The 13384-nt window shown below is 55.6% G+C and carries 11 protein-coding genes; 4 read left to right on the top strand and 7 right to left on the bottom strand.

The features are described 5' to 3' along the window. Window positions 1-301: 301 nt before the first annotated feature. The 3 genes from kdgA to zwf form a co-directional block, all read right to left on the bottom strand. Window positions 302-943, bottom strand: coding sequence for a bifunctional 4-hydroxy-2-oxoglutarate aldolase/2-dehydro-3-deoxy-phosphogluconate aldolase (gene kdgA / locus ACOTX1_RS02875; RefSeq protein ID WP_003859774.1), 642 nt, complete (start codon window positions 941-943; stop codon window positions 302-304). 39 nt (window positions 944-982) lie between these two features. Continuing rightward, complete coding sequence (edd, locus tag ACOTX1_RS02870; RefSeq protein ID WP_023314348.1) at window positions 983-2794, bottom strand: phosphogluconate dehydratase; 1812 nt, start codon at window positions 2792-2794, stop codon at window positions 983-985. A 233-nt stretch (window positions 2795-3027) separates the two neighbouring features. Beyond that, a complete protein-coding gene (gene zwf / locus ACOTX1_RS02865; RefSeq protein ID WP_003859771.1) occupies window positions 3028-4503 on the bottom strand; it encodes a glucose-6-phosphate dehydrogenase in 1476 nt (491 codons plus the stop codon). Window positions 4504-4859: 356 nt separating this feature from the next. Here zwf and ACOTX1_RS02860 point away from each other — a divergent pair, with 356 nt between their 5' ends. Continuing rightward, on the top strand, window positions 4860-5729 hold the full coding sequence (locus ACOTX1_RS02860) for a MurR/RpiR family transcriptional regulator (protein WP_003859769.1): 870 nt from the start codon (window positions 4860-4862) through the stop codon (window positions 5727-5729). A gap of 114 nt (window positions 5730-5843) precedes the next feature. Then, a complete protein-coding gene (pyk, locus tag ACOTX1_RS02855) occupies window positions 5844-7286 on the top strand; it encodes a pyruvate kinase (RefSeq protein WP_003859767.1) in 1443 nt (480 codons plus the stop codon). 43 nt (window positions 7287-7329) lie between these two features. Here the strand turns inward: pyk and lpxM are convergent, their stop codons facing one another. The 3 genes from lpxM to znuA all read right to left on the bottom strand — a co-directional run bounded on the left by lpxM (window position 7330) and on the right by znuA (window position 10698). Continuing rightward, window positions 7330-8301: a lauroyl-Kdo(2)-lipid IV(A) myristoyltransferase gene (lpxM, locus tag ACOTX1_RS02850; RefSeq protein ID WP_263521503.1), complete on the bottom strand. Its 972-nt coding sequence runs from the start codon at window positions 8299-8301 to the stop codon at window positions 7330-7332. 117 nt (window positions 8302-8418) lie between these two features. Continuing rightward, window positions 8419-9738 (bottom strand): murein DD-endopeptidase MepM, encoded by a 1320-nt coding sequence (gene mepM, locus ACOTX1_RS02845; protein ID WP_003859762.1) that lies wholly within the window; start codon window positions 9736-9738, stop codon window positions 8419-8421. Between the two features lie 15 nt (window positions 9739-9753). Further along, window positions 9754-10698 (bottom strand): zinc ABC transporter substrate-binding protein ZnuA, encoded by a 945-nt coding sequence (gene znuA / locus ACOTX1_RS02840; protein WP_032610246.1) that lies wholly within the window; start codon window positions 10696-10698, stop codon window positions 9754-9756. A gap of 77 nt (window positions 10699-10775) precedes the next feature. On the opposite strand from znuA, the gene znuC reads away from it, so the two are divergent. Together znuC and znuB are read left to right on the top strand one after the other, a co-directional pair. Then, entirely contained in the window at window positions 10776-11531 is a 756-nt protein-coding gene (znuC, locus tag ACOTX1_RS02835; protein WP_003859757.1) for a zinc ABC transporter ATP-binding protein ZnuC, read from the top strand. Next, the gene (gene znuB / locus ACOTX1_RS02830; RefSeq protein WP_003859755.1) at window positions 11528-12313 is read left to right on the top strand and encodes a zinc ABC transporter permease subunit ZnuB; all 786 of its coding nucleotides are present in this window, start codon (window positions 11528-11530) and stop codon (window positions 12311-12313) included. Before znuC ends, znuB begins: the two co-directional genes overlap by 4 nt. A 52-nt stretch (window positions 12314-12365) precedes the next feature. Here the strand turns inward: znuB and ruvB are convergent, their stop codons facing one another. After that, window positions 12366-13376: a Holliday junction branch migration DNA helicase RuvB gene (gene ruvB / locus ACOTX1_RS02825; RefSeq protein ID WP_003859753.1), complete on the bottom strand. Its 1011-nt coding sequence runs from the start codon at window positions 13374-13376 to the stop codon at window positions 12366-12368. Window positions 13377-13384: the final 8 nt, after the last annotated feature.

The raw sequence follows: 13384 nt of genomic DNA, 5'->3' as shown, positions 1-13384 counted from the left end.
ATTAAAAACAATACACCCATCACTCCCCCATTAAAATACCCAACTTCAGGTTGAATTAATTCACGGGAAGTGAATCTATTCACAGAATAAATAAAAAAGGACCAGACAATCTTATCACACATAAATTCAGAATGATTTATTCATCAAATATATAAGTGAAGGATTATTTAATAATGAAAAATAATACGCCTGGGGTTAGGGATATTAGAAATGTTGTGTAGAGAAGAAGAACTTATACATGCTGGTCACATAAAGTGACCAGCATCAGGCCAGAGGGCCTGCTTTATGCATTGGGCATTTGTTACTGTTTCGCGCCTTCTACCGCTTCGCGAGCCAGTTTAGTGATGCGATCCCAGTCGCCTGCTTCCAGCGCATCCGCCGGAACCAGCCAGGAGCCACCGATGCACAGCACGCTTTTCAGCGCCAGGTAGTCACGGTAGTTTGCCGGAGAGATACCGCCCGTTGGGCAGAAACGCACCTGGGAGAATGGGCCCGCAATCGCCTGCAACGCTTTGGTGCCGCCGTTCGCTTCAGCCGGGAAGAATTTGAATTCTTTCAGGCCGTAGTCCATGCCCAGCATCAGTTCAGAAACGGTGCTGATACCCGGGATCAGCGGAATAGAACCTTCGGTTGCGGCTTTCAGCAGGGGCTCGGTCAGCCCCGGGCTGATGGCAAACTGTGCGCCCGCTTCGGTCACTTCCGCCAGCTGCTGCGCATTCAGAACCGTACCTGCACCGATGATCGCTTCCGGCACTTCTTTGGCGATAGCGCGAATCGCATCCATCGCACAGGCCGTACGCAGGGTCACTTCCAGAACACGAACGCCACCCGCAACCAGCGCCTTCGCCATTGGGACAGCGTGCTCCAGTTTGTTTACCACAATAACCGGCACGACAGGGCCAGTAGTCAGGATTGCTTCTGCACTTGTTTTCCAGTTTTTCATCAGAGTTTTCTCTCGCCAGATCGTTAAAATCAAGTCGTCTTAAAACGTAATACAGGTTGCGCCCTGCTCCGCACCGGAGAGTTTCTCACGCAACGCACCAAACATTTCGCGTCCGGTACCCACGCGGGATGCGCTCAGGTCAGGAATATGTGGCTGACGCGCCGCCAGCTCTGCTTCGTCCACCAGCAGGGTTAACTCGCCTGTCTGACCGTTAACGCGGATCATGTCACCATCACGCACTTTCGCCAGCAGGCCGCCGTCGTAGGCTTCCGGGGTGACATGAATCGCTGAAGGCACTTTACCGGATGCCCCCGAGAGGCGTCCATCGGTCACCAGTGCAATTTTGAAACGGCGGTCCAATAATACACCAAGCGGCGGCATAAGTTTATGTAATTCTGGCATCCCGTTCGCTTTTGGTCCCTGATGACGCACCACGACCACACAGTCTTTATCAAGCAGACCCGCGTCAAAAGCAGGTAAAACGTCGTGCTGGCTTTCAAACACCACCGCCGGGGCTTCAATCACCTGATTCTCTTCCGGCACGGCAGAGGTTTTCATCACGGCACGTCCAAGGTTACCGCTCAGCACTTTGGTGCCGCCGTGAGGAGAGAATGGCTGTTCGAAGGTTGCGATAACCTGAGGATCGAGCGAGTCGCTCGCCCCTTCGCGCCAGTCCAGCTCACCGTTGTTCAGCCAGGGTTCAAGGGTATAGCGATGCAGGCCAAAGCCCGCCACCGTGTTGACATCCTCATGCAGCAGGCCGCCTTTCAGCAGCTCGCGCATCAGCACCGGCACGCCGCCCGCGGCCTGGAAGTGGTTGATGTCCGCCGGACCGTTCGGGTACAGACGCGCCATCAGCGGTACCACGGAGGAGATATCGGAGAAGTCATCCCAGTTAATCAGAATGCCCGCCGCGCGCGCCATCGCGACAAGGTGCATGGTATGGTTGGTTGAACCGCCGGTCGCCAGCAGGGCGACAATCCCGTTTACGATAACTTTTTCATCCACCATTTTGCCCATTGGCATCCACTCGTTGCCGTTACCGGTCAGGCGCGTCACCTGACGGGCTGCGGCTTCGGTCAGCGCTTTACGCAGTGGCGCATCCGGCTGGATGAACGACGAGCCCGGTAGCTGCATCCCCATAAACTCCACCACCATCTGGTTGGTGTTGGCCGTACCGTAGAACGTACAGGTGCCCGGCGCGTGATAAGACGCGGCTTCCGCTTCCAGCAGTGCCTGACGGTCCGCTTTTCCTTCGGCATACAGCTGACGGATACGGACTTTTTCCTTGTTTGGCAGACCGCTAGCCATCGGGCCTGACGGCACAAAAATCGCTGGCAGATGGCCAAACGACAGCGCGGCCATCACCAGCCCCGGGACGATTTTGTCGCACACGCCCAGATAGAGCGCGCCATCAAACATATTGTGAGACAGGCCCACTGCCGCCGACATGGCGATCACTTCGCGGCTCAGCAGGGACAGCTCCATACCGTCCTGGCCCTGGGTTACGCCATCACACATGGCCGGCACGCCGCCTGCAACCTGGCCCACCGCGTTCACGCTGTGCAGCGCATTGCGGATGATAGACGGGTAGACCTCATACGGCTGGTGGGCTGAAAGCATGTCGTTATAGGAGGTAATGATGGCGATATTGTTACGCAACATGCTTTTCAGCGCGTCTTTATCAACAGGCTGGCAGGCCGCAAAGCCGTGGGCCAGATTCCCGCAGGCCAGCTGTGAGCGATGGACCGTTTCACTCTTCGCCTGTTCGATGCGGGCAAGGTAGGCAGCACGGGTCTCTTTCGAGCGTTCAATAATGCGTCGTGTTACGCGTAACAATGTCGGATTCATAAAAGCTCCTCTAATTTATCTGTCCAGGCTCGGGAGTTTACACAGTTTCTGACGGTTGTTAACAACGCTGAAACGCCTGATATCCGGAGCACAGGGGCAAAATGTCTGAAGGGAGTGTAATAAAAAAAGCTCCGCGGGTGAATCCACGCGGAGCTTAAAAGATAAAAATTATGCCACTTGCTGTGTTAGATCATGTTACCGGTAAAATAACACCTTTGGGCTAGAGAAGGTGGTTATTCAAACTCGTTCCAGGAGCGGCCATCACGGGTGATCATCGCAACGGAGGCGACAGGTCCCCATGTTCCCGCCTGATACGGTTTTGGCGCGTCCTGATCGGCTGCCCACGCTTCGGTGATGGAGTCGACCCACTTCCACGCCTCTTCCACTTCATCGCGGCGGACGAACAGCGCCTGGATACCACGCATGGTTTCCAGCAGCAGACGCTCGTAAGCGTCGGCCAGATGCGTCTGGTTGAAGGTTTCAGAGTAGCTCAGGTCGAGCTTGGTGGTTTGCAGGTTGTGTTTGTGATCAAGACCCGGCACTTTGTTCAGGATCTGAATATCCACACCCTCGTCCGGTTGCAGACGGATGGTCAGTTTATTCTGCGGCAGTTCCTGCCAGGATTCTTTGAACAGGTTCAGTTCCGGATTTTTGAAGTAGACCACCACTTCGGAGCATTTTGCCGGCAGACGTTTCCCGGTACGCAGGTAGAACGGCACACCGGCCCAGCGCCAGTCGTCGATATCCACGCGGATCGCCACAAACGTCTCGGTGTTGCTGGACTTGTTCGCGCCCTCTTCTTCCAGATAGCCAGGAACTTTTTTCCCCTGGGCAAAACCTGCGGTGTACTGGCCGCGCACGGTTTTCTCACGCACGTTGGAGCGGTCAATACGGCGCAGTGATTTCAGCACTTTCACTTTGGCGTCACGAATGCTGTCGGCCGTCAGATCTGACGGTGGAGACATGGCAATCATGCACAGAATTTGCAGCAGGTGGTTCTGGATCATGTCACGCATCTGGCCGGCCTGGTCGAAGTAGCCCCAACGGCCTTCGATGCCCACCTCTTCCGCCACGGTAATTTCCACGTGGTCGATAGTGCGGTTGTCCCAGTTGTTCACAAACAGGGAGTTGGCAAAACGCAGCGCCAGCAGGTTCAGTACCGTCTCTTTGCCCAGATAGTGGTCAATACGGTAAACCTGACACTCCTCAAAGAACTCGCCTACCTGGTCGTTGATTTCACGCGAGGTCGCCAGCGACGTACCCAGCGGTTTCTCCATCACTACGCGCGCCGGTTTGGCGTTCAGCTTCGCCTCGCCCAGACCTTTGCAGATGGCGCCGAAGGTGCTTGGCGGCATGGCGAAATAGTTAATAGTGACACGATTTTCCTGGTCAAGCATTTCACCCAGACGGGTAAAGGCGCCTACATCGTTGACGTCCAGGTTGCAGAAATCGAGACGCCCGCTCAGCTTATCCCAAAGGCTTTCATCGATTTTCTCTTTCATGAACGTTTCGAGCGCCTCACGCACGACTTTGGTATAAGCCTCCTTATCCCAGTCTGCGCGCCCTACCCCAAGGATCCGGGTGTCGGGATGGATCTGGCCCGCTTTTTCGAGCTGATACAGGGAAGGCAGCAATTTTCGGCGTGCAAGATCGCCTTTCGCGCCGAAAATGACCAGGTCACATGCCTGGGCTGTTTGCGTTACCGCCATGTCATTCTCCTCAGTTAGATCGCCTGGTACTCTGCCAGGTATCGTTGTAATTTTATTACAATGCACTGTACTGCTTTTACGCGTTTCCTGAAACCATTAGCGCTTAACGTCACGTGCGATACGGTGATTTTTCGTCGCCAGGGCCATTACGCCCGTCTGATGACGCAACAAACGTCGATTCTTTGCGCAACGGGGTCAGAGCAAAACCCGACGTCGATCAAGTAATGAAAAAAAACAACAACATTTCTTGTCGACGATTACCCTTTCGGGAGTACTGGGGGTAATATCGGCTAAATCGAATCAAGGTTTCATCTCTTTATGAAATCATTTATGCCCTCATGAGCGTCTTGTTAACAATGAACATGCTGGAAAAAATCCAGTTTCAACTGGAACACCTTAGCAAATCCGAGCGCAAAGTGGCTGAAGTTATTCTCGCCGCGCCCGCTCAGGCGATTCATTCAAGCATCGCCGCTCTGGCACAGGAATCGGGCGTCAGCGAACCGACGGTCAATCGATTCTGTCGTAGTCTGGACACGCGCGGCTTTCCTGATTTTAAACTGCATCTGGCCCAAAGTCTGGCAAACGGCACCCCGTATGTTAATCGCAATGTCGATGAAGACGACAGCGTTGATGCATACACCGCAAAAATATTTGAATCGGCAATGGCCACGCTCGACCACGTTCGCCAGTCTCTGGACATGAGTTCAGTAAATCGCGCGGTCGATCTTCTCACGCAGGCCAAACGGATTGCCTTCTTTGGCCTTGGCTCGTCCGCCGCCGTGGCGCATGACGCCATGAATAAGTTCTTTCGCTTTAACGTGCCGGTGATTTACTCCGATGACATTGTGCTGCAACGCATGAGCTGTATGAATTGTAGCGAAGATGATGTCGTGGTACTCATCTCTCATACGGGCCGCACCAAGAGCCAGGTGGAGCTGGCGCAGCTCGCGCGTGACAACGATGCGATGGTCATCGCCCTGACGACGGCAGGTACGCCGCTCGCCCGGGAAGCGACGCTCGCCATTACCCTGGACGTACCGGAGGATACCGACATGTACATGCCGATGGTCTCCCGCCTGGCGCAGTTGACGGTCATCGACGTACTGGCGACCGGTTTTACCTTACGCCGGGGTGCAAAATTCCGGGATAACTTGAAGCGGGTCAAGGAAGCCCTGAAAGAATCGCGTTTTGATAAAGAATTGCTTATAAAGAGCGATGTTCCCTAATAACGACGAAGTACGATTTACGGCATTCGGTCCCCTCGCTACTGCCTTGCGATAGATGAAGGCCGATTCTATGTTCACGCAACACCAAAGTTGTTTCAGTCAACGGAGTATTACATGTCCAGAAGGCTTCGCAGAACCAAGATCGTCACCACCTTAGGCCCGGCCACCGACCGCGATAATAACCTCGAAAAGATTATCGCCGCGGGTGCTAACGTGGTGCGTATGAACTTCTCTCACGGTACGCCAGAAGACCATAAATTACGTGCCGACAAAGTGCGTGAAATCGCAGCTAAACTGGGCCGCCATGTTGCTATCCTCGGTGACCTGCAAGGTCCAAAAATCCGCGTATCGACCTTTAAAGAAGGCAAAGTCTTCCTCAACATCGGCGATAAATTCCTGCTGGACGCCAACCTGAGCAAAGGCGAAGGCGATAAGGAAAAAGTGGGTATCGACTACAAAGGTCTGCCTGCTGACGTTGTGCCTGGCGACATCCTGCTGCTGGACGACGGACGCGTACAGCTGAAAGTGCTGGAAGTTCAGGGTATGAAGGTGTTCACCGAAGTGACCGTCGGCGGCCCGCTCTCCAACAACAAAGGCATCAACAAACTCGGCGGTGGCCTGTCTGCCGAAGCGCTGACCGATAAAGACAAAGCGGATATCGTGACCGCAGCGCAGATCGGCGTGGATTATCTGGCCGTCTCCTTCCCGCGCTGCGGTGAAGATCTGAACTATGCTCGCCGCCTGGCGCGCGATGCAGGCTGCGATGCGAAAATCGTTGCAAAAGTGGAACGCGCTGAAGCGGTCTGCGATCAGGACGCGATGGACGACGTGATCCTGGCGTCTGACGTGGTGATGGTTGCCCGTGGTGACCTGGGCGTGGAAATTGGCGACCCTGAACTGGTCGGTATCCAGAAAGCGCTGATCCGTCGCGCGCGTCAGCTGAACCGCGCGGTGATCACCGCCACCCAGATGATGGAATCCATGATCACCAACCCAATGCCGACCCGTGCAGAAGTCATGGATGTGGCGAACGCCGTGCTGGATGGCACTGACGCGGTGATGCTGTCAGCGGAAACCGCGGCGGGTCAGTATCCGGCGGAAACCGTGGCCGCCATGGCGCGCGTCTGCCTGGGTGCGGAGAAGATCCCAAGCATTAACGTCTCCAAGCACCGCCTGGATATCCAGTTCGACAATGTGGAAGAAGCGATTGCGATGTCTGCGATGTACGCAGCCAACCACCTGAAAGGGGTCACGGCGATCATCACCATGACCGAATCTGGCCGTACCGCGCTAATGACGTCCCGTATCAGCTCCGGTCTGCCGATCTTCGCCATGTCCCGTCACGAGCGTACGCTGAACCTGACGGCGCTGTATCGCGGCGTGACGCCAGTATACTTCGACAGCACCAACGACGGCGTGGCCGCCGCGCACGATGCCGTGAACCTGCTGCGCGACAAAGGTTATCTGGTATCCGGTGATATCGTTATCGTGACGCAGGGTGACGTGATGAGCACCATCGGCTCAACCAATACCACCCGCGTACTGACCGTAGAGTAAGCTCCGCTCCCCTCTCCCCTAAGGGGAGAGGGGTGAAGGTTTCCTATTTTTTCGGGAAAAGCTCTTTACGCTTGTACGGCTCTGTTTCGCCAGGTTTGCGCGTTTTGAGCAGCTTTAGGATCCACGTATATTGCTCCTTATGCGGCCCCACCAGCACTTCCACCTCTTCATTCATGCGGCGTGCGATGGTGTGATCGTCTGCGGTCAACAGATCGTCCATCGGCGGACGTACCTCAATGCTCAGGCGATGCGTTTTACCGTCATAAGCCGGGAACAGTGGGATCACGCGGGCGCGGCAGACTTTCATCAGGCGACCAATCGCTGGTAGCGTGGCTTTATAGGTTGCGAAGAAATCGACAAACTCGCTGTGCTCAGGACCATGGTCCTGATCGGGCAGATAGTAGCCCCAGTAACCCTGACGTACCGACTGAATGAAAGGCTTAATGCCATCGTTTCGGGCGTGCAAGCGTCCGCCAAAGCGACGGCGCACGGTATTCCAGACGAAATCGTAGATTTTGTTTCCCTGATTATGGAACATCGCCGCCATTTTCTGGCCCTGCGACGCCATTAACATCGCCGGAATGTCGACCCCCCAGCCGTGCGGCACCAGGAAAATCACCTTTTCATCATTGCGACGCATCTCGTCGATGATCTCCAGCCCTTTCCAGTCAACGCGTTCGACGATCTTCTCCGGCCCTTTCAGTGCCAGTTCCGCCATCATCGCCATCGCCTGCGGCGCAGTGGTATACATGTCATCAATGATTGCTTCGCGTTCAGCGTCGCTTTTATCCGGGAAACAGTACAACAGGTTTATTTGCGCGCGTCGGCGCGCGCTCTTACCCAAGCGCCCTGCCAGGCGCCCCACTTTACCGAGCACCGGATCGCTGAGGGAAGCAGGTAGCAACGCCATGCCAGCAAACGCGTATACGCCAATCCAGGCGCCCCAGTTACGCGGGTGGCGAAAAGATTTTTCAAACTCAGGAATGTACTCAATATTGTTTTTTTTGGTTTCCATGCGGGTTCCAGGGTCTGGTGACGCAAAAATATATGCGGATAGTGTAGCGAGGCTGCCGCCCGCGCACAAAAGAAAAAGCCGGCGCATACTGACGCCGGCTTTTTAAATCAGGAGAGCTTAGTCGAAGCGCAGCTGCGGCATCACCTCTTTCACCTGCGCCAGGTAATCTTTGCGATCTTTCCCGGTCAGCCCTTCGGTGCGCGGCAGTTTCGCCGTCAGCGGGTTAACCGCCTGCTGGTTGATCCACACTTCATAGTGCAGGTGCGGCCCCGTCGACCGGCCGGTGTTACCGGACAGCGCGATGCGATCGCCACGTTTCACCTTCTGGCCCGGTTTGACCAGCAGTTTACGCAGGTGCATGTAGCGGGTGGTGTACGTACGACCGTGACGAATAGCAACGTAATAGCCAGCAGCACCGCTGCGTTTCGCCATGACCACTTCACCATCTCCTACCGCCAGCACTGGCGTGCCCTGCGGCATAGCGAAGTCAACGCCACGGTGCGGCGCTACGCGGCCCGTTACCGGGTTCAGACGACGCGGGTTAAAGTTGGAGGAGACGCGGAACTGTTTCGCCGTTGGGAAACGCAGGAAGCCTTTTGCCAGACCCGTACCGCTGCGGTCATAGAACTTACCGTCTTCCGCGCGAATAGCGTAGTAGTCTTTGCCGTCTGAACGCAGACGAACGCCCACCAGCTGGCTCTGCTCGCGCTTACCGTCCAGCATTTCGCGGGACATCAGGACAGAGAACTGATCGCCTTTTTTCAGTTTGCGGAAATCCATCTGCCACTGCATGGCTTTGATCACCGAGCTGATTTCAGCGCTGGTCAGGCCGGCATCGCGTGCGCTGGAAACAAAGCTGCCGCCGACGGTTCCTTTCATGACGCTGTTAACCCAGTCGCCCTGCTGCAATTCACTGGTCATTTTGAAACCGTTTGCAGTGCGATCGTAGGTGCGGGTTTCGCGACGGGACATCTCCCAGGTCAGACGTTGCAGATCGCCGTCGGGCGTTAAGGTCCAGGAAAGTTGCTGACCAATTTTCAGGTTACGCAGCTCTTTATCGGATGCGGCGAGCTGGCTGATGTTGCCCATGTCGATACCGTACTGGTTCAGGACGCTGCTCAGCGTATCGCCAGTGGATACAACATATTCATGAATGCCAGCTTCATTCTGGATCTTGTCATCCAGCTCATCCTGGGGAATCGCTTCATCTTCCTGAGCGGCCTGATCGATAGGCTCGCTGGCCTCGGGCAGCAGAGAGCGGATCTCGCTCTTCTCCAGTTCGATGGTTTTGATGATTGGGGCGGAACTCGGGTGGTAAACATAGGGCCGCCAGACGGCGACCGCTAATGTGAGAACTGTAAGCGACCCCAGCATAACGCGGTGGGGTCGAGGCAGATTGTTAAATGCCAGGGCGACAGAGCGGGCTATCTGTTGCACGTATTCACTTCCTCGTTAATCTCCTTTCAGGCAGCTCGCATACTGATTCGCCAGTTGGCTGAGGAACTGCGAATAGCTCGCTTTGCTCAACTGGATGTTCGTACCTAGCGGGTCAAGGGTTCCCATGCGCACGGATGTTCCCCTGGCCACGGCTTCTACGACCGCTGGCCTGAACTGTGGCTCAGCAAAAACGCATGTCGCTTTTTGCTCAACCAACTGTGTTCTGATTTCATGTAAACGCTGCGCACCAGGCTGAATTTCAGGGTTGACGGTAAAATGCCCCAGCGGGGTCAGACCGTAATGTTTCTCGTAATACCCGTAGGCATCATGAAAAACGAAGTACCCTTTTCCTTTAAGCGGTGCGAGCTCGTTACCCACCTGTTTGTCGGTTGCGGCTAATTGAGCCTCAAAATCCTTCAGGTTGGCGTCGAGTTTGATTCGACTTTGCGGCATAAGTTCCACTAATTTGTCGTGGATTGCAACCGCTGTAAGCCGCGCTATCTCTGGGGAGAGCCAGAGATGCATGTTGTATTCACCGTGATGGTGATGGTCGTCACCTTTTTCACCATGAGCATGGTCGTGGTCGTGCTCATCACCCTCGTCCTCAGCTCCTTTCATGAGTAACGGTTTCACGCCGGACAGCCCGGCAATCGTCACCTGTTTCTCAGCGGGAAGCTGTCTGGCTGACTTCTGCATGAACGCTTCCATCTCAGGACCAATCCAGACGACTAAGTCCGCGTTCTGTAAGCGTTTTACATCAGATGGACGCAGAGAATAATCATGCTCGGAAGCCCCGTCAGGCAGCAGAACCTGTGTCTCAGTGATCCCGTCCGCGATGGCAGAGGCGATAAATCCAAGCGGTTTAAGCGAAGCGACAACAGCGGCGTTAACATCTTGTGCTGTTGTACCCCAAAGAGCAGCGGATAAAGCTGCGAAAAGAAGCGTATTTTTCTGTAACATAATGCGACTAATCATCGTAATGAATGCGTGGAATGTGATATTATAACATTCGATGACTTCTGCAAGCTTAAATTGACATGACGACTTTAGTTTCTCTTGAAAATGTTTCGGTCTCATTCGGCCAGCGCCGCGTCCTTTCTGACGTGTCGCTGAATCTGAAGCCCGGCAAAATACTCACGCTGCTCGGCCCTAACGGTGCAGGCAAATCGACGCTGGTGCGCGTCGTATTAGGCCTGGTAGCCCCTGACGCAGGTGTTATCGTCCGCGAAGACAAATTGCGTATCGGCTATGTGCCGCAAAAATTACATCTTGATGCCACCCTGCCCCTGACGGTGAGCCGCTTCCTGCGCCTCCGTCCCGGTACGCGTAAAGCGGATATCCTCCCGGCGCTGAAACGCGTTCAGGCGGGACATCTTGTTGAGGCGCCCTTGCAAAAGCTGTCGGGCGGTGAAACCCAGCGCGTATTGCTTGCCCGTGCCCTGCTCAGCAGCCCTCAGCTGCTGGTCCTGGACGAGCCGACGCAGGGTGTTGACGTCAACGGTCAGGTTGCGCTGTACGATCTGATTGACCAGCTCCGTCGGGAGCTTAACTGCGCGGTGCTGATGGTCTCCCATGATCTGCATCTGGTGATGGCCAAAACCGACGAAGTACTGTGCCTGAACCATCACATTTGTTGTTCCGGCACGCCGGAAGTGGTGTCAATGCATCCCGAATTTATCTCCATGTTTGGCCATCGTGGCGCCGAACAGCTGGGCATCTATCGCCATAATCACAATCACCGCCATGATTTACAGGGACGAATTGTCCTGCGTCGGGGAAATGGACACTCATGATTGAACTGTTACTGCCCGGCTGGCTGGCCGGGATTATGCTTGCCTGCGCCGCGGGTCCACTCGGCTCGTTTGTCGTCTGGCGCAGAATGTCCTATTTCGGCGATACGCTGGCCCATGCTTCATTGCTGGGTGTCGCGTTTGGTTTATTACTGGACGTGAACCCGTTTTATGCGGTGATTGTCGTCACGCTGCTGCTGGCTGCCGGTCTGGTCTGGCTGGAAAAACGCCCTCACCTGGCAATTGATACCCTGCTCGGCATTATGGCGCACAGCGCCCTGTCGCTGGGCCTGGTGGTAGTGAGCCTGATGTCAAACATCCGCGTAGATCTGATGGCCTACCTGTTTGGCGATCTGCTGGCCGTCACGCCCGAAGATCTCATTTCCATTGCCATTGGCGTGGCGGTGGTGCTCGGGATCCTGCTGTGGCAGTGGCGGAGTTTACTGGCGATGACCGTCAGTCCGGATCTGGCCTTTGTCGATGGCGTGAAGCTTCAGCGCGTGAAGCTGCTGTTGATGCTGGTGACGGCGTTAACCATCGGCGTGGCGATGAAGTTTGTCGGCGCGCTGATCATCACGTCGCTGCTGATAATCCCTGCCGCCACGGCGCGCCGTTTTGCGCGTACGCCGGAGCAAATGGCCGGTATCGCGGTGATTATCGGAATGATTGCGGTGACGGGCGGGTTAACCTTCTCGGCGTTTTATGACACGCCAGCGGGGCCGTCGGTGGTATTGTGCGCGGCGGTGTTGTTTATTTTCAGTATGATGAAAAAGACCGCGCAGTAGTCAGCATGTCCCCGGTGGCGCTTCGCTTACCGGGGCTAGAATTTATCGCTACTTACGGCATCGCGGGCGGCGTAATGCCGAAATGATTCCACGCCCGCACCGTCGCCATACGACCGCGCGGGGTACGCTGCAAGAAGCCTTGCTGGATCAGATACGGCTCCAGCACATCTTCGATAGTCTCACGCTCTTCGCCAATTGCCGCCGCCAGGTTATCCAGCCCTACTGGCCCGCCAAAGAACTTATCCAGCACCGCCAGCAGCAGCTTACGGTCCATATAGTCAAAACCTTCAGCATCGACGTTCAGCATATCCAGCGCCTGGGCGGCGATCTCGGCCGATATAGTGCCGTCGTGCTTCACCTCGGCAAAGTCACGCACCCGGCGCAGCAGGCGGTTGGCGATACGCGGCGTACCGCGGGAGCGCTTCGCCACTTCAAACGCCCCCTCTTCGCTCATATCCAGCCCCATGTAGCGCGCGCTGCGCCCCACAATATGCTGAAGGTCGGGCACCTGATAAAACTCCAGACGCTGCACGATACCAAAACGGTCACGCAGTGGAGAGGTCAGCGAGCCGGCACGGGTCGTGGCGCCAATCAGGGTAAACGGTGGCAGATCGATTTTGATCGAGCGCGCGGCCGGACCTTCACCGATCATGATATCCAGCTGGTAATCCTCCATTGCCGGATAGAGCACTTCCTCCACCACCGGAGAAAGACGGTGGATCTCGTCGATAAACAGCACGTCATGCGGTTCGAGGTTAGTCAGCATCGCCGCCAGGTCCCCTGCTTTCTCCAGTACCGGGCCGGAAGTGGTACGCAGGTTAACGCCCATTTCGTTGGCGACGATATTCGCTAAGGTGGTTTTACCTAACCCCGGCGGACCAAAAATCAGCAGGTGATCGAGCGCATCGCCGCGCAGCTTTGCCGCCTGGATGAAAATCTCCATCTGAGAACGAACCTGCGGCTGGCCGATATACTCATCCAGCAGTTTGGGACGGATCGCGCGATCCACCACGTCATCTGGCTGAATGGTGCCTGCCGATACCAGGCGGTCTGCTTCAATCATCCTTTACC

Source organism: Enterobacter cloacae complex sp. IR5401 (assembly GCF_049238425.1).
Taxonomy (GTDB): domain Bacteria; phylum Pseudomonadota; class Gammaproteobacteria; order Enterobacterales; family Enterobacteriaceae; genus Enterobacter; species Enterobacter hormaechei_C.
This window is presented reverse-complemented; position numbering and strand designations above follow the sequence as displayed.

Coding starts and splice junctions, on each gene's coding strand:
- kdgA (WP_003859774.1), bottom strand. CDS start 943: ATGAAAAACTGGAAAACAAGTGCAGAAGCAATCCTGACTACTGGCCCT.
- edd (WP_023314348.1), bottom strand. CDS start 2,794: ATGAATCCGACATTGTTACGCGTAACACGACGCATTATTGAACGCTCG.
- zwf (WP_003859771.1), bottom strand. CDS start 4,503: ATGGCGGTAACGCAAACAGCCCAGGCATGTGACCTGGTCATTTTCGGC.
- ACOTX1_RS02860 (WP_003859769.1), top strand. CDS start 4,860: ATGAACATGCTGGAAAAAATCCAGTTTCAACTGGAACACCTTAGCAAA.
- pyk (WP_003859767.1), top strand. CDS start 5,844: ATGTCCAGAAGGCTTCGCAGAACCAAGATCGTCACCACCTTAGGCCCG.
- lpxM (WP_263521503.1), bottom strand. CDS start 8,301: ATGGAAACCAAAAAAAACAATATTGAGTACATTCCTGAGTTTGAAAAA.
- znuA (WP_032610246.1), bottom strand. CDS start 10,698: ATGTTACAGAAAAATACGCTTCTTTTCGCAGCTTTATCCGCTGCTCTT.
- znuC (WP_003859757.1), top strand. CDS start 10,776: ATGACGACTTTAGTTTCTCTTGAAAATGTTTCGGTCTCATTCGGCCAG.
- znuB (WP_003859755.1), top strand. CDS start 11,528: ATGATTGAACTGTTACTGCCCGGCTGGCTGGCCGGGATTATGCTTGCC.
- ruvB (WP_003859753.1), bottom strand. CDS start 13,376: ATGATTGAAGCAGACCGCCTGGTATCGGCAGGCACCATTCAGCCAGAT.